Origin of the sequence: Arthrobacter sp. 754, assembly GCF_040548695.1 — a bacterium.
Lineage (GTDB): Bacteria > Actinomycetota > Actinomycetes > Actinomycetales > Micrococcaceae > Arthrobacter.
Genome location: NZ_JBEPSC010000001.1, coordinates 983,284 through 1,004,532, shown reverse-complemented (window position 1 = coordinate 1,004,532; position 21,249 = coordinate 983,284). Strand labels below are relative to the sequence as shown.

Sequence of the window (21,249 nt, the reverse complement as noted above, 5' to 3'; positions counted from 1 at the left end):
GCCCTGCTGGCTACGGGGGTGCTCGTCGCTCGGAGTCTCGGACCTGAAGGACGTGGCGACGTAGCGACTGCCATGCTGGTGGTCACTTTGTTGTCGTTCGTTTCGGGCAACTCGACGTCGAGCTTGGCCAATCTGTATGCTTCAAACGGTGCAGCTGTGTCGAATGTTGTATCTACAGTCTCTCGTTCGATACTTCCAATAGCCTTTTATTCCGGAGTTCTGGGCTGTTTCATATTGCTGGCCTTGGGAATTCATTTGGCGACCGCCCTCGCTAGCACTATTTTGGTTTTTGTATTAGCTCTCAACCCCGCTATTGGCGGTGCATTGACTGGTGCAGGGTGCTTCGTTCGAGCTGCGATTTGTCAATCCTCGGCCTCCGTAGTTTATGCCCTGGCTCTTACGGGCATATTGCTGTTCTCAGTGGTCACTTTCGAAGGCGTAATCTGGGCCTGGTTTGGTTCCAACTTGATTGCGCTTGGTCTTGGGTTATTCCTCATCCGAGGTGGCGGCGCCACAGCAGATCCACCGAAAATTAGGATGCGATCTCCCGCGGCAATCCGTCGTAGGGGTCTGCGTGGGCTCTTTTCATTGCATTCCCCGTTGGAGAGTTTTCGCATCGATCAGCTGGCCGTTGTTGCAATGTCCGCCAGTACAGGCCTGGGTCTGTATACAGCGGCGCTGTCGCTGGCAAATCTTCCTAAGTTGTTGGGGCAAACCCTCGGAACCCTAGTCGCTGTTGCGCTTTCCTCTAGGCGCAGATTGCGCGTACTTCTAGCGGCAGCGCTCGCTCCTATCCTCGCTGGCGTTGCGATGGCCGCCCTTTCGGGGGTTGCAGTTGACTTTTTATATGGCCCAGAGTTTCGGGCGGCAGCTTCATTGAGCTTTTGGCTTTGCCTTGCGGGTGGATTCATGGGGGCGCGTAAGATCGTGAATGAAGCTTTGCGGTTTCATAAGCGTGACGGTGCAGCATCCGTAAGCGAAATCGCTGCATCGATTCTATTCCTCGTGTTGGTTGTCTCCACATATGGCTTCCTTGGACTCAACGGTATTGCCATGGCCCTATGCGCTGCCGCTTTTTCTTCATGCGCGATTGGTGTAGCCACCCTGATTCGAATCGGCAAAAGCTCCGGTGAAGGTATGAAGAATTAACATGATATTTTTGACATTTGTCCATCAGTAATAATAGTCATCGACCAGCTGTTGTCGGTGAACTGTTTTTCACTTTGAAGTTATGGCACTCCCAATTTGTAGTAATTTAATCAACGGCTGGTGAGTCCTCTGCTACACGAAACTATTTTCCCCGGAAACCTTGAAGAGATTCCCTAACGCTTGTACAGCTTCTTAGCTGTTGACGGCAGCCACTGTCACCAGGTGTTCTACATTGACGCAAAGTGCCTTCGATCCGGGACGGGGCCGTCGTTGGACCGTTGACGGCTCTCCGTGGTTCGTGGTGAAACGGACTCCGTGTCTTGAAAGCTGAAGGGCTCGTAGCCCTGCTCTGATGGATGTTCTCTACGCATTCATCAAGAGTCAGGAGCTACGAGCCTTGATCGAGCCTACTTCGCCGCGCCCAGATGCTGCCACCGCGATTTGCAACCTGCCCGACTACCGCGTCACCGCAACTGATGTCCTCGCTTTCGGGCAGCGTCGGGTCCACGTCGAAGCCACTGCCGAGTCCGGTTGCCCTTGCTGCGGCGTGATCAGCGCCCGGGTGCATTCACGCCGACCACAACGTCTGCGTGATATCCCTGTCGCCGGCCCGGTCGAGGTGATCTGGGCCAATCGGAGATTCTTCTGCGATGAGTACCTTTGCCCGAGGCGGACATTCGCGGAAGAAACAGCCCAGGTCCCGCGCCGGGCGAGGTCCACCCGCCGGCTCCGCGACGCCCTCGTAGCAGCCGTCATTGGATCCGGAAGGGCCGCCGCGGAGGCGGCGTTTTCGTTCGGTGTCTCGTGGTGGTGCCACCGGGAACCTGCAGACCGCCTGGCTGGTCAAGGAGCAGCTCCGGACGCTGCTGGCCACCGGGTCCCTGGCCGACGCTGCCGCCGCGAAAAACCGGCTGCAGGCCCTGGTCGAACAGGCAGCTCAGCCTGAAACGAACCGGCTCTGGCGCACAGTCTGCCGATGGTGGAAAGAGATCGAAGTCCTCATTGTCACCGGCGCGACAAAGGCGAAAGTGGAAGCCCACAACACCGCGATCAAGCACATCAAAAGGACAGGGCGGGGATTTACCAACGCACGGAACTACAAGACGCGTATCCTGTTGCGCAGTGCCGCCAGAACATCGGCATGAACATCCATCACGGCAGGACATTCACCACGAACCGTGAAGAGCCCCGTTGACTGACATTCCCGGGCTAGTGAGTGGGAAAGCGCCAGTGGCCTTTGGGGCCGAGCGGCCCAGACGGGCCCTTCGCAGATGAGCATGTTTAGGGCGTCTAAACTTCGGGTTCTTCTGCGCACAGGATCCCTGGAAGCCGCCGCGGCAGCGAAAGGCGAACTTGAGGAACTCGTCAAGAAAGCAGCACGGCGGGAGACAAACAGGCTCTACCGCACCGTTTGCCGGTGGTGGAAAGAGACCGAGGTGCTCATGATCACGGGGGCGACGACAGGCAAGGTAGAGGCAAACAACACAGCTATCAAAAATATCAAGCGCACCGCCCTTGGCTATCGCAACCCTGCCAAAGTCAAGTCAGTTCCCGCCACCACTTCCCTCAATCGGGTCTGCTTGGAAGCAGGCTAGGGGCGACGATCTCTTTCACGAGCCACGACGCCCAGTCGAAACCGGAACCACCGCGGCCCGTCCCAAGGGCACTGTAAATGACGACCACCCGCCCTCAACAGCGGGTCTTAATAGACATAAGCCACTTTCGACCGGTTGACAGTCTAGCTTTCTGGTCCTAATTCGTAGCCCAGCCTGACTTGCACGGCCCGCAGCAGGCATCCCGTGGCAACTCCCATGGGATACGGTCTTGACATGGGACTAATGGAAAAGATGGTTTACCGCCGAAAAATCCGTGTGGTAAGGGAATTATTGTTGCTCGTGGCAGGACTTGAAGTCCAAGCAGGGACGAAGATTGGTAAAGATCTGCAGCTTCAGCACCGGGGCATGGGGATTGTCATCCATCCAAGCACCACCATTGGGGACCGCGTGACGCTGTACCACCAGGTAACGATCGGCAGGAAAGATGCGCATATACCCGAAGCGGATAGTGTGATGGAGGGCATCGTGATCGGTGACGACGCGATCCTATTCCCAGGCTCAAAAGTCCTGGGTGGCCCCGGAGTTACCACTGTAGGGGCCCGAACAATCCTGGCGGCTAACGCCGTGCTGACACAGTCAACCGGCGAAGACGAGATTTGGGCTGGTATTCCGGCCCGCAAGGTCGGGGACCGTAAGGTTCAATAAAACCGGAAAATCTCCTTGGTAGGACAGCCGGAGGTGTCAAAGCCGGGCCAGCATCGACCCCGGGCTCTTAGCCGCATCGGCAGCAAGCCGCAGGAACCCGGCAGCCGTGACGCGGTTACATACACGTTGGTCGAAGGGTGAGCGCCAGCTAAGGTACGTTTTTTTGTTGGCGTAGCCGGATAATGTCTATGCAGAGTCCCACGCCGTCACGGTAGTTCAGCGCGAGATTTGTCGTTGCGGGTGACAGCAGCGCCATTGTCTGAAGTGGCTGATGACCTTCCGACGGTGTCGCGGCGCCTATAGGTCTTGGGGTCGAATTGCACAGGGGCGCCCGCCGCGTAAGCCGCGGCGTCTGCGGTGTCCGATCCGAAGGTCCCGGGATGACGGCTTGGCATTCCAGCCAGCAACCCCGAGATTTAGGACGTCCTGGGTTTCGATACGCTCATCTCAACTGCCGGACTGCTCATGGTCGCCTCCGCCGCCTTTCGCACGATCAGGCTGGTGTCGCCGGACCCCTGCACCGAATCATGGTCAACGCCAAGTGCTGGGCCATACGCACGACCAGCCGTGAGATGACCGCGCCCAGCTTCCCGGGAACCCTGGTGCGGAGCAGCAGCAGGTCATCGGCGGCCTTCTGGGCGGCAGGCTCCGCCAGCGTGCTGTCGTTGAGGAACTTGAAGCAGCCACCCTGCGCGGGGCTCGGGTCCGCCCGGTCGTGCCACTGCCGCCGGGCGTCCATAACCGATCAGCACACTCCCTGAACCGGCCTTTCTTCTTCGCGGTACGTCGCGGTCGCGGTTTCAGCCGCCGCAGGAGCGGACGCCCCCAATCGGGGCTACCGAGATGAACGGCTTGCCTACCTGCAGCGTCTGCCTGGTTTCGCCGTGCAGCGCTTGGCAGTCTGCTAGGCGATGGGCTGGTCCAGGCGGATCTCATCGCCGACGGACACGAGCCAGTTGACCAGTGCGGCTTCGGTTAGGCCTTCGCCGAGGTCGGGCAGCAGGAATACTTTCGGTTTACACGGCGGATGGGCACGGCGAGGGGGCGCCGAATAACCTCGACCGAAGGATCAACGCCAAACTCACTAGGGACCGGAGAATGACCGTGACTGGGGCGGCCGAAAACGTCCAGATTTTGCGAGCCCACGCCTATACCCGCATCGCCAGGCTGACCAGCGAAGGTGTGCTGACTAAATTCATCGCTTTGGTGGACCCCATCAAGGCCGGACTGAAGTCGTTCGCCCATGTACGCTGAAGGGTAGCCGACACTCCTTGCGTGAATTGCGTGAATTGCGTGAATTGCGTGAATTGCGCGAGGAGCTCAGCTCACTGCCGGAGGTGCATCGCATCGCCCTCCTGAGAGGCGATTTTGACGTGTTCCTGCTGATGCGCGCCATCGACAACACCGACCTGCGACAGGTGATCTTCAACCAACTGCAGTCGATGCTGGGGGTCCTGGATCGCAGAACATTTCTGGTGATTGAGGATGCGGAGACGCGTTGAGTGTCGTTCGGAAACGGCCAAGGGCACTCGTCAGTTCGTGAACGCTCGATACGTCCCTGTCCAGCTTGGCTGCATCCCTGTAGGCCCCGACCAAACGCCGTGGCTTGAGACGGGTAGAATTGCAAAGAAGGTACAACAAAGTCTTCCGACAGGCTCATCAAACTGCGCTTCCGTCGCGCCAAACAGGGGGAATTAGTCTTGGATTTAAGCGAATATATGCGCGTTGCTCGGCGCCATTGGGTCATGATCCTCGCCATGACATTGAGTGGGTTGCTAGCTGGCGGTGCACTATCAGTTCTTACTAAAGCCACCTACACCGCCGACACTCAACTCTTCGTCGCCATCCAGAGCTCCGGGACAGTCCAAGAACTTCAGCAAGGCAACACATTCAGTCAGGCGCGTGTTCAATCCTATGTCAAGACGGTGTATTCTCCGGCTGTTCTTCAACCAGCGATAGATTCCTTGGGCTTGGCAATGACCGCAGTGGATCTAGCTAGTCGAGTCAAGGCGAGCAGCGATGTCAATACGGTACTAATTGACATCTCGGTCTCTGATAGCTCGCCCGTTCAGGCGGCTGCGATAACCGAAGCCGTAGCCAACAGTCTGATCAAGGCGATCGATTCATTTGAAAAGCCGAAGACCGGTGGCACATCACCCGTGAGTCTCTCGATCATCAAACCAGCTCTAGCCCCGGCTAGTCCCTCCGCCCCAAATACCCGTCTCAACTTGCTGCTGGGACTCCTCTTAGGACTGGCTTTTGGGATGGCTGGCGCCATCCTTAGGTCGACGCTCGACAACCGTATCAGGGGCGAGGCTGACCTTCGTCGAGTTACGGACGCCCCTCTTTTGGGCGGAATTTCATTTGATCAAGACGCGATTAAGCGTCCACTCTTGAGCCAGACGGCTCGACAGAGCCCTCGTGCCGAATCCTTCCGCCAGCTTAGAACGAACCTCCAATTTGCTAATGTCTCTGGGAAGGCGAGGACTCTCCTCATCACCTCATCTTTGCCAGGCGAGGGCAAGAGTACAACATCCATAAACCTTGCCATTACTCTCTCTCAAGCGGGTCAAAGCGTTTGTCTCATTGATGCGGATTTACGCCGGCCCATGGTCAACGAATATCTTGGCCTCGACCGTGGCGCAGGGTTAACGACGGCACTTGTTGGAATTGCCGACGTAAACGATCTCCTCCAGCCCTGGGGTGAAGGCAACCTTTTCGTACTAACATCTGGACAGATCCCTCCCAATCCGAGCGAGCTGCTAGGTTCAGAAGAAATGTCGAACTTGCTGCAGGGTTTGGAGCAAGCTTTCGACGTCGTTATCCTCGATGCACCACCGCTTCTCCCTGTAACAGATGCCGCTGTTCTCTCACAACACGTCGGCGGCGTTGTTATTGTTGTGGGTTCCCACAAGCTCAGAGCTCAAGATCTCGAAAAGTCCATGAGGGCCCTTGGAATGGTCGCCTCCAACATATTAGGTGTGGTGCTTAATCGGCTACCCGCAAAGGGGCCGGACGCATACGCATACAGCTACTACGGCCCGACTAATACGGCAAAGGCACGGACCTCGACCACGTCGGGTGTACACGATGATCAGAGCACCGCAAATTACGCTTCGGAGTTACTGAAATAATTTCCCGAGCGCTCCTCAATCTTGACGAAACCACGCGAAGCCGCCTACCGCGCGCCTGTACAAATAGCTAGCATAAGGCCATTGTTACTGCTGCCATTTGGTGCTAACGATTGACGGTTACTCGTTCGCCGCTGCCGCATCCTTGAAACCCCGTGCGGAGCGGGTTCCGCCCTGTTATTTGACCTTTCAGTGAGGGGCTTACGCACGGCAGGTCCGGCTCCCTGGCGCCCGGTGTTCGGCCGGCCTGTGCTCCTGCTGTGAGCCAAGGGCCACTGGCGAAGATCGGGCTTAAACTACTCGAGCACGACATTCACTGGGGAGCACCACTGGCAGGGCTCGGGGTTCTCCTCCCTGACCTACCAGTTCGGCGTCTCCTGGCACACTGCGTGGACGCCCTCGAGGCAGAAAGCCCTCAGAAGCATCGGGACTACTGACCGGCCGGCCGACGTCAACGCGCTCGGCGTCAATGTGCGCTGGATCTGATTTCTGGACGGGCGGGGAGCGCGATCGTCGCGATCGATCCCTCGGCCGCATTCCCGGAGGCGTTGCGGATGTGGCTTCCACGTACCGCCGTCGCGGTTAATCATTTCCACTTGGTCTCCTTAGGCAACCAGGCCATGACCGACGCCCAGAGGAAACTGTCGAAACAGGCTAAGGCCGCTGCGGCCGTGGCGTGGGCACGCCGGATGCCTCGAGAGTCCTCGCAAGGCAGGACATGAAACTGCACAAGCCTTGAGTCTTCCTTGAGTAAGTCTTGCGACTTGCTTTATAGCATCAACTGCTATGGGGACTAATCATTTGGACGGCCATCAGGTGTTGCTTTCAGATAAGGCCGTGAACGCTGTGGCACGGCATATGTACGGCGAAGCTGAGTATGATGCGCTGGAGTATTCCGCCACCAAAGACGAATACCGTAAAAAGGCTCGGGTTTTGCTTCAGCTTGCGGTGGATGCAGCCGAGGCCGATTAGCGTATATAGGCCGGGATGGGGAACCCCTTTAGACGGTGATGGCACCGGGCTCCTGACGTACCAACACCGCTGGAGGTTCACCCCGTCTTACTTGCCCCTTAGACCAGCCCGAGCGTCGTCAGGTTGTGGGTTGCCACTTGGGCTAAGTTTGAGCATAGGTGTCAGCCGTGGCAGTGAAGACTCTCACTTGAAGTCGACTTGTATCATGGTGGCGTTGACCGGAGCCACAAGACTGCACGGAACGATGCGGCCCGTATGATTGCCTCTTGCACCCGTCAGGGCCGCGCCGGAGTGCTACGCACGCGGGCGTAACCTCCGCGGAAGTGCAAACAGTCTACAACTCGCCGTGCATTAGAGTTTGTTGCTGTTGTCATGTCTTAGTTGGGGGAATCATGAATTATCGGCCTGAAGTAGACGGCCTTCGAGCGGTCGCCGTGTTGAGCGTTATTTTCTTCCACGCTGGTTTTGGCTTATTCGGTGGCGGTTTCGTCGGAGTCGATGTATTCTTCGTCATCAGTGGCTATCTAATTACCACGATCATCGTCAATCAATTGGCGACTGGCACATTCCACCTTGGCAAATTCTTTGAACGCCGAGTGAGGCGGATTTTGCCCGCCCTCTTCGTGGTGATGCTGCTCTGCATTCCATTCGCCTCCCTTTGGATGCTCCCCGATGAGTTGGAGAACATGGGGCAATCGCTCGTTGCCTCTACGTGGTCATCGAACAACATCCTCCTAGCCATGACAGCGGGCTACTGGGAGGCCGCTTCGGAATTCAAACCATTGCTGCACACGTGGAGCCTGGGAGCCGAAGAACAGTACTACTTCTTTGTTCCTCTAATCCTTATGGTCATCTGGCGCTTCGCCCGCACCAAGATAATGATTCTCCTCGGAGTTATGGCCGTGGTGAGCTTTGCATTGGCCCAGTACTGGTTGGTCACCAAACCCGACTTTGGGTTTTATATGCTCCCTTCCCGCGCTTGGGAACTTCTCGTCGGCGCGCTCGTGGCACTCTCGATGCGAGGCAGGCATGAGCTGCCAAGGGTGTCGCCGCGGCGGCGCCACTTGGCCTCCCGCGGGGGATGGCAGTCCCGGCTGCTTCCGCTGGCAGGTTTGGGCATGCTGTTGGGTTCGGTGGCCACTTTGGATTCCACCAACCCCCTTATGGCGACAGCCATGACCTTTCCCGTCGTGGGTACAGCGCTCATCATCCGCTACACCGAGCCCGGGTCGCTGGTAGGAAAAATTCTGGGGCAAAGGATCCTCGTCGGCGTGGGCCTAATCAGCTTCAGCGCCTATCTGTGGCACCAGCCACTCTTTGCCTTTGCCCGCATCTATTCGCGTGAGGCACCCAACGCCCTCGTTTTCATTGCGCTCATACTGGCTACGGTCGGCTTGGCTTGGGTTACCTATCGCTGGGTTGAGACGCCGTTCCGGAAGCCCGGTCAGATCAGCCGCCGAGTGCTCTACTCGTCTGTGAGTGTCGCGGCGCTCTTGACTACCGGAATTGGCCTGAGCATGAATGCTACCAACGGCTTCCCCGGACGAATTTATGCTGATAACGCGGATGACTTCGCTGGAAGCATGACGATCAGTTACAACGAAAAGGTCTTCGAGCTGAAGCAGGCCTCATTCCCGGAGGTTGCACCACCCGGAGCCGTGAACATGCTAGTTGTAGGCAATAGTTTTGCACGCGACTTCACCAACGCGGTGCGCGAAGTTTTCCCGGCGGAAGCATGGAATATCGTCTACCGCGATGATCTCTATGATTGCTCCTCCGGTAAGATGCTTTCGCAAGACATTTACGTAGATGCGGACGTCGTCGTGTTCGCGAGTGGAGTAGCATCGCCGGACTGTGTTCAAGAGTCCATCACACGGATTGAAAGCGACGGCAAATCCGTGTTTTATGCAGGGACGAAGCACTTCGGGGACAATCTGAACTGGTTAACTCGTGTGCCGGAACAAGAACGCGGACACCTGACAAACGTGATTCCGGCGCTGACGCTGACTGAGGAAGCGGCGCTGAAACAAGATGTCCCCGCAAAGAACTTCATTTCGTGGTTTGATCACGTGGCAGAGGACGGGCGGGTGCCTTTCACGGACAGCTCCGGCCGGCTGCTTTCGGGGGATCGCAGGCACTTCACTGAGTTTGGCGCGAGGTACTTTGGAGAGCGTGCGTTGCTGGATTCGCCGCTGGCTGCGCTCGTAAAAACGAGCTAGCAGACGCTTCAGGGCTTCCCAGCAGTTTCGAGCCCACCGATAAATCCCGTCCTTCAAAGGTCGGTGCTTCGTGCTTCAACTGCAACACCCAGGTCCCTTAACCAGAGTTGATCACCCTTACACTTCGCGCCATGGGAATCAATGAACGGGAGTGGTCGGCACCTACTGTGGCCACCTGCGCAACGCCCGCACTTGGCGGAAAATCGTGCTTTGGTGTGCCGTTGCGACGGCCATCTTGGTGTTCGTAGTTGGCGTTCTGGCGACTACAGGATACGCATCTGGGCCCCACCAACGAAAATCGCCGGGGCGCTGTGCGGCGGCGGGTCGTTCGCCCAGTAATTCAGCAGCCACGGTTACCGGACGGACCCGGACCCGGACGAAAATCCCATGTAAGCATTTTGCGGCGCTTCCCGGGACATGAGCGCATTGTGACGTTCCCCGCGCGCAATCTTGGGTGGTCGCTCGGGAACGGGGGCTGACATGCGGTCACTGCTAGATTTGAACCATGGACGGAAAAACAGTAGCTTCGCTCGGCGGATTCACGGTCGGCGCAGTTTGCTTGGCAATTGGGGCTCATGCCTTTTATGGATGGTGGGCTAGACCTATCCCTGTGATCCTTGTTGCAGCAGCGGCTTGGGAGAAAATGCCTAACCGGAGCGATGACTGATGCAAAAAAGCCCTCTACCCCTAACAAGTGCTGACCTCGCCTTCGCGCCGTTAGCTCTGGCGGCGATAACGGCAACCTGGGTGCCGCTGGCTGTCGGCGGGCTTCAGTTGGTGGACATCTTCATTGCACTGTCCGCGCCGCTCTGTCTCGTCCATATACTAGCCACGCGTCGGCAGATTCCACGACTTCCGTGGTGGTTGATGATCGGAACTCTGGGGATAGTCCTCGTGATCGTGGCACACACCTTTTTCCCCACCTCTGACTCTTATATGGCCCGCCGCTCGATCCTGTCCGCTAAGGACATGGTTTTTGACACTCCGGAGGCGTCCGCATTGGGCGGGGTTCAGTGGATTCTGGCGCTGCTCGTTCTGCCAGCTCTAGTTGCCATAGCCGTTCAAGGAAAAAAGCAGCGGGCGTCGGCGCTACTGCGGTTTTGGATGTTGGGCGCTAGTATTTCCTCCCTTGTAGCCATCACAGATTACGTAGGGGTTACTAGTATTAACCTTGCTCTGACCGGCCTGGTGAATATCAGCGGACGGGAGGGCGGGCTTACTCTGCATCCCAACAACATGGGTATTGCCGCGGCGCTGACAATCCCGGTGGCCATACACTACGCGACACGTAATCGCTTTCTCGGATCGGTCTGCATCGTCACCTTGGCTGCAGGTGCTTTTCTTTCCGGGTCGCGCGCCGCACAGATCGCCACATTGGTTGCTGTGGTCGTCAGCATCGCATGGTCAAAAAGGAAGGGGCCGATCGTCCGGCGCTTGGCAGCAACGGTTATTGCATCCGCCGTCGTGGTGCAGACCCTGTTCTCAGACATGATCACCAAGGCTTTTGGCCTTTTCAGGTTCGACTCGGTTACTGCAGATGATAGCGACGCCGGACGAGCGGTCATCTTCGCCCAGGGATTATCTGACTTCTTTGAGCGGCCGTTCTTCGGCGTTGGACTTGAGGTGATAGCTCACGCCCACAGTATCTATGTGCAGATTCTTGCGGCAGGAGGCCTGGTCTTAGCTCTCACAATGGCATGCTTCCTCTGTGGAGCGCTGGCCCGGTCTACTACCTTGGCGCGAACTGGGGAGGTTCTGGGACCGGTCTTTATGGGTTCGCTGGCAGCGTGGCTGGTGGCTGGCATCGCCTCAAACCAGCTAACCGACAGATACATCTACTTTGGTATCGCGGCCATGGTGGCGCTTGACGCCTACGGTCGGGCCGAGGCAGACGAGCCAGTACTGGCGATCGCCACTACCGCGGTCTCGACTAGGCGAAAGCTGCCGCGACTGCCGGCGACTGCCCTGCTGGGGGCGAGCCGTCGGTGATTGCCGACGAGCGAGGCGGCAATCACTGAATGCTGTCCCGATAGGCCTTACGCTGGCTGCGAACAGCGCCGTTCGCGCCGGGGCCGCAGCCGCCGGTGCTCGTTCATCGACGCCTACGAGGCCAGCTGGTTCACGGCTGCCAACAGCCCGGGATTCGACTTTGACGGGGCGCACCCGAACACCGCCGGGCACGCGCATCTTGCCGAGAAGTTCCTGGAGTCCTGGGCCACTTTGACTCAGTGAGCCGCCTTCTGCGGACGCGGCCATTTTTCGTAGACACCGTCTGCTAACGCGTATCAACATCCTCAAACACCAGGAAAGTCTGCGTATCCAGCACGCCCGGCATTGACTGGAGCTGGTCGAAGATCACCCGGCGCAGATCAATATTGTCGATGGCGCGCACGAGCAGGATCACATCAAAATCGCCTCCCACCAACGCAATGTGGTGCACCTCCGGTATCGAGCGGAGCTCCTCGCGTAGCTCACGCCAGGAGTGCTGGCTTACCTTGAGCGTCACATACGCAGAGGACTTCAGGCCGGCTTTGATGGGGTCCACCAGGGCCGTGAACTTGGTCAGCACTCCCTCACCCGTCAGCCTCGCGATGCGCGTATAGGCGTGCGCCCTGGAGATATGGACGTTCTCCGCCACCTGCGTGACGGACATCCGCCCGTCCCGGGTGAGTTCCGTGATGATCCTCCGGTCGACGTCGTCCAGCGGCACCTCGGCGTTGTCCCCTTCACGTCCTGCCAATTCGTCCACCAGTCCCATTCGTTGTCCAGCTCACACTTGCGATTCGTCTTCCAGACTAGGCTGTTTCGACGGTACCCTCCACAATTCTGGGAAGTACTGGATACGAAACGTGCCTGGGGACGATACTGGGAATGACTAGTGGCTACAGAAGGACTGACCAATGACGATCTCCGCGGACCACTCTGCGCCGGACCAGGCCCAACGGCTACCGGCTGAAGATGCCGTATCGGAAGCGGTGCGGAAGTTCGGCATCACTGCCGAGGACTACATGCTTCCCGCCCACCATCAGATTGAGATGGTAGCCCCGGACGGACGGCTCAAGGCCGAAAGCGAGCAGGGCACCGAACCCGGCCACGAATACCCGCTGCCAGCCGACGAAGAACTGTTGGCCGCCTACGAGCAGCTTGTGGTCGGGCGCCGGGTCAACGACCAGAACTCGGCGCTCGTCCGCCAGGGGCGCATGGCCGTCTACCCGTCCAGCCACGGCCAGGAAGCCTGCCAAGTGGCAGCCGCACTCTGTCTTTCCGAGGGCGACTGGATCTTCCCCACCTACCGGGACGCTGTCGCGGTCATGGCACGGGGAGTCGATCCTGTGGAGGCCATGACCATCTTCCGCGGTGACTGGCACAGCGGTTACGACCCCGCCAAACACAAGGTGGGAATCCAGTGCACGCCGCTCACCACCCAGCTTCTCCACGGCGTGGGCGTTGCCCATGCGGCGAAGCTCCGCGGCGAGGACACCGTGGTGCTGGCAATGTGCGGCGACGGCGCCACCAGCGAGGGCGACTTCCACGAAGCCCTCAACTTCGCTGCCGTCTTCCATCTGCCCGTGATCTTCTTCGTCCAGAACAACAAGTACGCCATCTCGGTGCCCCTGTCGCAGCAGTCCGTGGCGCCGTCGCTCGCCCACAAGGCAGTGGGCTACGGCATGGCCGGCGAAAGGGTGGACGGCAACGACGTGGTGGCCCTACTCGCCGTCCTGGACCGGGCAGTCAAGCTCGCCAGGGACGGGTCGGGGCCGCTCCTGGTGGAGGCAAACACGTACCGGATGCAGGCACACACCAACGCCGATGACGCCACGCGTTACCGGCCGGACAGCGAAGTGGCCGAGTGGCTGGCCAAGGACCCCATCAGCCGGATGAAGACCTACCTCACGGACCGGGGCCTGCTGGACGACGACGGCGAGTCCCGGATCGCGGCGAAGGCGGAAGCAGTTGCCACCCAGCTCCGTGAGGGCCTGAGCGAGGACGTTCCCGTGGACCCGCTGGAACTCTTCCGGCACGTCTTCTCCGCCCCCACACCCCAGCTGCAGGAACAGTCAGCCATGCTCGCGGATGAACTGACCCGCGAAGCGTCCTCCGAGGAGTCCACCAAATGAGTCCCACCGTGACCACATCCTCCGAGGCTAACGGCAATGTCAGTGCCGCCACCGCACGGGCTGCCGCCTCCGCCGCGGCAGTCCAAGAGGCAACGGGACCGCAGGCCATCACCATGGCCAAGGCCCTCAATACCGCCCTGGCCGACGCGATGCAGGCCGACCCGTCCGTCCTGGTCTTTGGCGAGGACGTTGGCCTCCTGGGCGGGGTCTTCCGCATCACCGACGGCCTGACCAGGACTTTCGGCCAGCAGCGCTGCTTCGACACCCCGTTGGCCGAGTCCGGCATCGTGGGCATGGCCGTGGGCATGGCCATGAACGGGATGCGTCCCGTCGTGGAGATGCAGTTCGACGCGTTTGCGTATCCGGCGTTCCAGCAGATTGTCAGCCATGTGGCCAAGATGCACAACCGCACCAAGGGCGCCCTGAAGCTGCCCATGGTGATCCGGGTTCCGTACGCCGGCGGCATCGGGGGAGTGGAGCACCACTGCGACTCTTCCGAGTCCTACTACGCGCACACCGCAGGCCTCAAAGTCTTCACGCCCGCCACCGTCGCCGACGCCTACCGGATGCTGCGGGAAGCCATCGATTCGGATGACCCGGTCATGTTCATGGAGCCCAAGAAGCTCTACTGGTCCAAGGACATGGTGGACCTCGCGGACCTCCGGGCCCAGCACGCCGCCAACACGGAAGCCGGCACGTCCTCCGAAGGCCGGGCCGCCGTCGCCCGTCCCGGGACTGACGCGACCCTGATCGCCTACGGCCCGTCCGTTCCGACGGCGCTGGCCGCCGCTGCTGCGGCCGCCGAGGAAGGCCGCTCACTGGAAGTCATCGACGTCCGCTCGATCGTCCCCTTCGACGACGAAACCGTGTGCGCGTCCGTCCGCAAGACCGGCCGGGCCGTGGTGATCGCTGAAGCGCATGGCTTCGCCTCCGTCTCCTCTGAAATCGTGGCGCGGGTCCAGGAACGCTGCTTCCACTACCTTGCCGCGCCCATCCGCCGCGTGACGGGATTCGACATCCCCTACCCGGCACCGAAGCTCGAGCACTACTACCTGCCCGGCGTGGACCGCATCCTCGACGCCGTTGACGACCTCCAGTGGGAAGACTGACAATGACCGCAACGCAAGTATTCCTGCTCCCCGACCTGGGCGAAGGCCTCACCGAAGCCGAACTGCTCAACTGGCTGGTAGCCGTGGGGGATGAGATCCGGGTGGACCAGCCCATCGCCGAGGTGGAGACTGCCAAGTCCGTGGTGGAAGTGCCGTCGCCGTACGCGGGCACCGTCACGGTGCTCCACGGCGAACCCGGCCAGACCCTGGAGGTCGGCAAGCCGTTCATCTCGGTGGCTCCTGTGGGCGCGCCGGTTCCTGCGGCTGAAGCCGCGGCCGATACGTACCGCGAGGAGGAGAAGGCCGGGTCCGGGAATGTGCTGATCGGTTACGGGACCCCGGGCGGCAGCGGCGCCACCGGACGGACCAGGGCGCGGCGCAGCAGCGTGGCCTCTCTGGACTCCGGCAACGACAGCGCATCTCCGGAGCCTTCTGACGCAGAGAAAGCGGCCGATGACCTGCTGCTGCTCCGCACACGGGTCCCCGGAAAGCTGGGTGCCGTCATCTCCCCGCTCGTCCGGCGGATGGCCCGGGAACACGGCGTTGACCTCGGCGCGGTGCACGGGTCCGGCGACAGCGGCCTGATCATGCGCAAAGATGTGGAGGCTGCCATCAGCAGTCCGGCGCCTGCTACGGCACGCCCAGCAGACGTGGAGACGCCGGTTTCCGTACAGGCTCCATCACCCACGCCGACACCGGCTGCCGGAGGCGCCGATTCCCGCACGGGCCTGGGCATTTCCGCCCGGACACCGGTGAAGGGTGTCCGCAAAGCGGTCGCCGCCAACATGGCCCGCAGCCGTACGGAGATCCCGGAAGCCACCGTCTGGGTGGACGTGGACGCCACCGCGCTGGTGGAGCTCCGGGCGGGGCTCAAAAAGGCAGACCCGCACAAAACGCCGGGGCTGCTCGCCTTCATCGCCCGTTTTGTCACGGCCGGGTTAAAACGGTTCCCTGAGCTGAACACCCGCATCGAAACCAACTCTGAGGGCTCGCAGGAGATCGTCTCCTTCAGCGGGATCAACCTTGGCTTTGCGGCCCAGACTGACCGCGGGCTGATGGTTCCCTCCATCCGTAGCGCCGACAAACTCAGTGCCCGCGAACTGGACGGGGAGATCCGCCGGCTCACCGCCGTCGTACGCGACGGCAAGGCGACGCCGGAGGAACTGGGCAGCGGCACGTTCACGCTGAACAACTACGGTGTGTTCGGGGTGGACGGTTCGGCGGCCATCATCAACCATCCCGAGGTGGCGATCCTCGGGGTGGGGCGCATCATGGACAAGCCGTGGGTGGTGGACGGCGAACTGGCCGTCCGAAAGGTCACCGAACTGACGCTCACCTTCGACCACCGCGTGTGCGACGGCGGGACGGCTGCCGGATTCCTGCGGTTCGTTGCCGATGCGATCGAAAACCCGGGGTCGGTGCTGGCGGATATCTAAACTGCTTCGACGAGCGGAGGGATGCTCGTGCCGCCGAGTGGCGCCAGGTGTTAGGTGCTGACTCCTTGGGCTCCGCACCGTAGTGGAGCGACCAGCGGACCCGTGCCGTCGGCGCGCCAGTTCAGGCCGTGTCGCGGCGCAAGCCTGGCCAGAGAGTCTGTTGGAGGCGAGCATCACGCCGGGATGGCATCCCATGCAGCCGCGACATGCCGGCGCCTCCTGACCATGAATGTGACAGCGGCCCCGCCGGTCAAGGACAGAACTGCTCCTACTGCGATGGCCCAGGCCGGGTTGTTTACTCCAGCGGTGGCGTGACTCTCCACAGCGTCTTCGGATGTACCGCCCGCAGGAATGATAGAGGCGACAGAAGTCGAGCTCACCGGCGGGGTCAGAACCGCTATTGACGACGTTTCCGGAGATGCCTTTTCAGCTTCTTTGACTTCATTCACCACCGGCAGAGGAGAAATTACCTCGGGTTTGGCCAGCGTCACTTCCTGCGCCTCGCTGCTGGCAGCAGGGATAAGTTTGACCTTGGGCCCGGCAGCCTGCGGTGAGGGAACATCGGTCCGCACAGGAGCCTGCTGTGCCCGGGCAGCGGCGGGAACCGTGGCAGCCGCAGCAGAAGCTGGTGCTGCCAAGGGGGCGTCTTCAGTAAAAGAAGGTGCGGAGTCAGGAGCAGCAGGAGCGGACTCAAAAGGAGCAGCAGTTTCAGTGGGGCTGGGCGCGGGGGCAGCCTCAGTGCTGGAGAGAGTGGAAGCTGCTGATCCTTGCAACCCACAATGTGTGCCTACCCCAGCCCATGCATCCCCGAGCTGGAGATTGGAGCAGGACGGTGGAACGGGTGGAGTACCCATGACAAAGAGCAAACGGTTAGGGGTCGCTCCCTTGTTGGCACCGACCACACCGGTTGTAGCGTTGGCGATCATCGCTTGGTGAACCTGCGCAGGAGACAGCGTGCGGTCACGGGAGAGCATGACTGCCGCTGTACCGGAAACGAGAGGAGTGGCCATCGAGGTGCCGCTCATGGTGTTGGAGCCGGTGGGTGAGTTGTTCCAGGCGGATCTGATGGATACTCCCGGCGCTTGAATGTCCACGCACGAACCGTAACTGGACCAGGATGCCTGAGCGTCGTTGATGTCCGTCGCGGCAACGGTAATGGCGGACGCGATGCGGGCGGGGGAGTAAATGCAGGCGTCCACCCCCTCATTGCCTGCTGCCGCCACCACCGTGATGCCGTCATTTATCGCGCTTTGAACGGCCTGGTCAAAGGAGTCACTGGTGAACCCGCCGATGCTGAGATTCATGACTGCTGGCTGGCCGGCGACGTGATGGGCGACCACCCAGTCGATGCCAGCTATGGCGGTCGAGTTCCAGCCGCTTCCATCGCATTCGACCACCCGGACGGGAATGATATTTGCTTTTTTGGCAACGCCGTAGGTTGTTCCGGCGGCCGTTCCGGCGACGTGCGTCCCATGCCCGTTGCAGTCATTGACCCCGTTACCGTCACCGATTCCGGTCCAGCTGGCAAGAACTCTGCCGGTGAATTCCGAGTGCGACATGTAGAGGCCGGTGTCAACGACGTAGACGTTCACTCCGGCGCCTTCATCACCAATGGCGAATTGGCCGTCCCGTCCTGTTCGCTGATCTATCCGATCAAGGCCCCAGATGGATGTAGCGCCCGAAATTGAGAAAGGGGTGTCCCGCTCAACTGATGCTACGTCTTCGGATTTCTTTAGTGTGTCTATCTCAGTGGACGTCGCCACAATGACTGACGCTTTCATTACGTGAGAAAGGGTCTCTGTGACTTCGATCCCTCGTTGTTGGAGGGAACTGGATACCGCTTCTGCATTCACATCGTTGCCATATCTCACGATGTAGCGCTGCTCCCCGTCAGGCAGGGCAGAGGAAGGCGAAGGAGAAGGAAATGTCTGTGAGGGCGGGCGGTCAGTTTCAGCATCAGCATGAGCAACAGCCGGGGCCGACAACAGAGCCAGTGCTGCAAGGACAACGCATGTAATGGTTCTCACGCGTGGGTTCCGCCAACCGCGAGGGGTAAGCCGGCATTGTCGAAATTCGCGCTCTGGGTGACCATGGGCTCAACCGTACAGCCGGGACTGATCATTCGACGGCCGAATAGTAGCTGGCTTTCCAAACGTTTCTCGGCGGCCGCATGGGTCATACAGACCGAGGCGGCCCCGGCCGGGTCATAGACGAACCGACCCCGGAACGACTTATACTTCACCCACAGGTTCAGGCGCTTGGTACCGGTTCGGCTGGAAGTCGGGGGAACAATGGCTGGGGAGCATCACGATGATCTGCTGATGCAGTCTTTGCTGCTGGATGAGATCGGCCAGTCGGTGATCGGCATGGACAGCAACTGGCGGGTCACTTACTGGAACCGTGCCTCGGAGCGTCTGTACGGTTTCAGTGCTGCCGAGGTGCTGGGGATGACTCCGATTGACCTGGGTATCGTCAGCAGTCTCGCCTCGCATGGTCCGGGCCCGACCGGTCAGGAGATCGCCGACAGGTTGGCCCAGGGCCAGGATTGGTCTGGAGAGCTGTGGATGCGGCACCCGGCCGGACGGGAGTTTCCGGTCCACGGAACGGTCAGCCCGATCAGGGGCAGGCACACCGTTCCCGTGGACATCGTCGCGATTTCCAAGGACATCACGGACCGCAAGCACACAGAGGCCGTCCTGCGCCGGTTCTCGGCGATGGTGGAGTCCTCCGGGGACGCGATCATCGGGGCTGACCTGAAAGGGAAAATTACCAGCTGGAATGCGGGCGCAGCCAGAATGTTCGGCTGGAGTGCCGCGGAAGCCGTCGGCCAGGCCCACCATCTGCTCACTACCCGGGACGCGGCGGACTTCAGTGACCAGGTCACTGCGCGCATCCGCAACGGAACCTTCGTCACCGGAGTGGAGGCCCGCTGGAAACACAAGGACGGGTCCTTGATTGACGTTGAACTGACGGTTTCCCCGGTCTACGGCCAGGACGGCGAGCGGCTCGGGGCGTCCGCCATTGCCAGGGACATCACCGAAATCAAGCGGCTGAAGTCAGAAGCCGCGGCGGAGCGGCGCCGGCTCCTGGCCGCCCAGGAGATGGCGCATGTTGGAAGCGTCGAGCACACCCTGCCCACAGGGGAGATCTGGCATTCGGAGGAATTTGCGCGGATCCTGGGCATGGGTCCGGGTGAATCCCCATCGCGGGAGTGGATGCTGGAACGGACGCATCCGGAGGACCGTGACCGTGTCAGCCAGGTATGGCGAAGCCTGGAGGCCGGCCTGGGGTTCGCGGACTTCGAGTACCGGTTCATCAGGCCCGATGGCCGAGAGCGGTGGCTCCATTCACGGATCCGGAGCGTGAACGGCCCTGACGGAAAACCCCTGCGGTTCCTCGACACAGTATTGGACATCACGGACCGCAAGAACGCTGAACAGATCCTGGAATGGCAGGCCCGCCACGACGCCCTCACCGGGCTGCCGAACAGGTACCTGATCACCGAGGTACTTCAGAGCTTCCTCGACCGGGGCGCCCGGCCGGTGGTGATGTTCGTCGACATCGACCGGTTCAAACTGATCAACGACGGCATCGGCCATGGAGGCGGGGACAAGATCTTGATGCTCCTGGGGGACCGGTTGCTGAAGGCGATCCGGGCCGGGGACACTGTTGCCCGGTTTGGCGGGGACGAATTCATCATCGTCTGCGAGAACATGCGGATGCGTGCCGCCAAGCTGCTGGCTGAACGGATCAGAGACTGCGTCAGGGCCCCTTTCGAAGTCGATGGCCGGCAGGTCTTTCTCAACGTCAGCGTCGGTATCTCCCTGGCCGGCCCGGATGAGACTGCCGAGTCCATGCTGGGCGGGGCAGACACAGCCATGTACCGGGCGAAATCAACCGGCGGTGACGCGTCGGTCATCTACGACGCGCGGATGACCCGGCAGGCCAGTGGGCGGCTGGATCTGGAGTCCGATTTGCGCCAGGCCCTGGACCGCGGAGAACTGTGCCTGAATTACCAGCCGGTGATGGACCTCGATACTGAAGCGCCCGTCGGTTTTGAGTCGCTGCTGCGGTGGAACCACCGGGAACATGGCCTGATCATGCCGGACACGTTCATCCCCATCGCCGAGGAGACCGGGCTGATCCTCCCCATCGGCGGATGGGTACTGCGGGAGACCCTGCGCCAGGTGCAGCAGTGGCGCGACGAGGTGCCCGGGGCCGGCGACTTGACCGCAGCGGTGAACATTTCCGGGCGCCAGATCGTTGCAAACGATTTTCCCGACATCGTGGAGGCCGCAATTCTTTCCGCCGGTATCGATCCTGCCGCGGTGCATTTGGAAATAACCGAAACAGTTCTCATGGGTGAACCGGACCTGCCGAAGGAGAGCCTGCAGCGTCTGCGCCGCCTGGGTGTGCAGATCTCGATTGACGATTTCGGCACCGGCTACTCGTCCCTGAGCTACCTGAAGTGGCTCTCGGCCCGCACGCTGAAGATTGACCGCACCTTCATCCGCGAACTTGGCATCGACCCCCACGGTGGGACAGTGATCGAACTCGTCGTGGGCATGGCCAAAAGCCTCCGGCTGGACGTCGTCGCAGAAGGCGTCGAAACCCAGGGACAGCTCGCCGAACTCCGCCGCCTGGGCGTCAATCTGGCCCAGGGCTTCTTATGGAGCGAGCCGCTGGCCCCGGAACACGTCCCGGCATGGCTCAACACACAGACCGCACTTCCGCGCCCGCGAGAATTCACACAGCGGCAGGCGTGAGTGTTATCCCACTTTCAAAGGTGCGGTAGGAACGAACAGCGGCCGGAATACTGGGGTTTGTCGCCGATGCGATAGTGAACCCGGGGTC

Annotated in this window: 15 protein-coding genes and 3 pseudogenes; 14 read left to right on the top strand and 4 right to left on the bottom strand. The window is 60.5% G+C overall.

The genetic code is table 11. The features are described from left to right. The first annotated feature begins 72 nt into the window (after positions 1 to 72). The 4 genes and pseudogenes from ABIA70_RS04750 to ABIA70_RS04730 all read left to right on the top strand — a co-directional run bounded on the left by ABIA70_RS04750 (position 73) and on the right by ABIA70_RS04730 (position 3,410). Positions 73 to 1,149 (top strand): lipopolysaccharide biosynthesis protein, encoded by a 1,077-nt coding sequence (locus ABIA70_RS04750; RefSeq protein ID WP_354146405.1) that lies wholly within the window; start codon positions 73 to 75, stop codon positions 1,147 to 1,149. A gap of 397 nt (positions 1,150 to 1,546) precedes the next feature. Beyond that, a pseudogene (locus tag ABIA70_RS21640) lies at positions 1,547 to 2,294 on the top strand (transposase). A 126-nt stretch (positions 2,295 to 2,420) separates the two neighbouring features. Beyond that, positions 2,421 to 2,744: a transposase gene (locus tag ABIA70_RS04735; protein WP_354146403.1), complete on the top strand. Its 324-nt coding sequence runs from the start codon at positions 2,421 to 2,423 to the stop codon at positions 2,742 to 2,744. A 234-nt stretch (positions 2,745 to 2,978) separates the two neighbouring features. Next, positions 2,979 to 3,410: a hypothetical protein gene (locus tag ABIA70_RS04730; protein ID WP_354146402.1), complete on the top strand. Its 432-nt coding sequence runs from the start codon at positions 2,979 to 2,981 to the stop codon at positions 3,408 to 3,410. A 493-nt stretch (positions 3,411 to 3,903) separates the two neighbouring features. Here the strand turns inward: ABIA70_RS04730 and ABIA70_RS04725 are convergent, their stop codons facing one another. Together ABIA70_RS04725 and ABIA70_RS04720 are read right to left on the bottom strand one after the other, a co-directional pair. Continuing rightward, positions 3,904 to 4,149 carry a hypothetical protein gene (locus ABIA70_RS04725; RefSeq protein WP_354146401.1) on the bottom strand — a complete coding sequence of 82 codons (246 nt, stop codon included), beginning with the start codon at positions 4,147 to 4,149 and terminating at the stop codon, positions 3,904 to 3,906. 165 nt (positions 4,150 to 4,314) lie between these two features. Continuing rightward, entirely contained in the window at positions 4,315 to 4,374 is a 60-nt protein-coding gene (locus ABIA70_RS04720) for a hypothetical protein (RefSeq protein WP_354146593.1), read from the bottom strand. Between the two features lie 134 nt (positions 4,375 to 4,508). Here ABIA70_RS04720 and ABIA70_RS04715 point away from each other — a divergent pair. From ABIA70_RS04715 to ABIA70_RS04690, 6 genes and pseudogenes are all read left to right on the top strand, one after another. After that, positions 4,509 to 4,912, top strand: a pseudogene (locus ABIA70_RS04715) (Lrp/AsnC family transcriptional regulator). A gap of 198 nt (positions 4,913 to 5,110) precedes the next feature. Next, positions 5,111 to 6,544 carry a tyrosine-protein kinase domain-containing protein gene (locus ABIA70_RS04710; protein ID WP_354146400.1) on the top strand — a complete coding sequence of 478 codons (1,434 nt, stop codon included), beginning with the start codon at positions 5,111 to 5,113 and terminating at the stop codon, positions 6,542 to 6,544. A 452-nt stretch (positions 6,545 to 6,996) separates the two neighbouring features. Then, positions 6,997 to 7,263, top strand: a pseudogene (locus tag ABIA70_RS04705) (transposase); the annotation flags it as partial. 64 nt (positions 7,264 to 7,327) lie between these two features. Then, positions 7,328 to 7,513: a hypothetical protein gene (locus ABIA70_RS04700; protein ID WP_354146399.1), complete on the top strand. Its 186-nt coding sequence runs from the start codon at positions 7,328 to 7,330 to the stop codon at positions 7,511 to 7,513. Positions 7,514 to 7,905: 392 nt separating this feature from the next. Continuing rightward, complete coding sequence (locus tag ABIA70_RS04695) at positions 7,906 to 9,732, top strand: acyltransferase family protein (RefSeq protein WP_354146398.1); 1,827 nt, start codon at positions 7,906 to 7,908, stop codon at positions 9,730 to 9,732. Between the two features lie 666 nt (positions 9,733 to 10,398). Beyond that, positions 10,399 to 11,721, top strand: a complete 1,323-nt coding sequence (locus tag ABIA70_RS04690) for an O-antigen ligase family protein (protein ID WP_354146397.1) — start codon at positions 10,399 to 10,401, stop codon at positions 11,719 to 11,721. Between the two features lie 286 nt (positions 11,722 to 12,007). On the opposite strand, the gene ABIA70_RS04685 is transcribed toward ABIA70_RS04690, so the two are convergent. After that, complete coding sequence (locus ABIA70_RS04685) at positions 12,008 to 12,472, bottom strand: Lrp/AsnC family transcriptional regulator (protein ID WP_502917171.1); 465 nt, start codon at positions 12,470 to 12,472, stop codon at positions 12,008 to 12,010. Between the two features lie 160 nt (positions 12,473 to 12,632). Between ABIA70_RS04685 and pdhA the strand changes: the two genes are divergently transcribed. The 3 genes from pdhA to ABIA70_RS04670 are packed head-to-tail and all read left to right on the top strand — an operon-like array spanning position 12,633 to position 16,395. Next, a complete protein-coding gene (gene pdhA / locus ABIA70_RS04680; protein WP_354146395.1) occupies positions 12,633 to 13,850 on the top strand; it encodes a pyruvate dehydrogenase (acetyl-transferring) E1 component subunit alpha in 1,218 nt (405 codons plus the stop codon). Beyond that, a complete protein-coding gene (locus ABIA70_RS04675) occupies positions 13,847 to 14,959 on the top strand; it encodes an alpha-ketoacid dehydrogenase subunit beta (protein ID WP_354146394.1) in 1,113 nt (370 codons plus the stop codon). The genes pdhA and ABIA70_RS04675 overlap by 4 nt, the downstream gene beginning before the upstream one ends. 2 nt (positions 14,960 to 14,961) lie before the next feature. After that, positions 14,962 to 16,395: a dihydrolipoamide acetyltransferase family protein gene (locus ABIA70_RS04670; RefSeq protein WP_354146393.1), complete on the top strand. Its 1,434-nt coding sequence runs from the start codon at positions 14,962 to 14,964 to the stop codon at positions 16,393 to 16,395. 173 nt (positions 16,396 to 16,568) lie between these two features. Here ABIA70_RS04670 and ABIA70_RS04665 read toward each other — a convergent pair whose 3' ends face one another. Further along, on the bottom strand, positions 16,569 to 17,987 hold the full coding sequence (locus ABIA70_RS04665; RefSeq protein WP_354146392.1) for a S8 family peptidase: 1,419 nt from the start codon (positions 17,985 to 17,987) through the stop codon (positions 16,569 to 16,571). 729 nt (positions 17,988 to 18,716) lie between these two features. On the opposite strand from ABIA70_RS04665, the gene ABIA70_RS04660 reads away from it, so the two are divergent. Continuing rightward, entirely contained in the window at positions 18,717 to 21,161 is a 2,445-nt protein-coding gene (locus ABIA70_RS04660) for a sensor domain-containing protein (RefSeq protein ID WP_354146391.1), read from the top strand. The last annotated feature ends 88 nt before the right edge of the window (positions 21,162 to 21,249 follow it).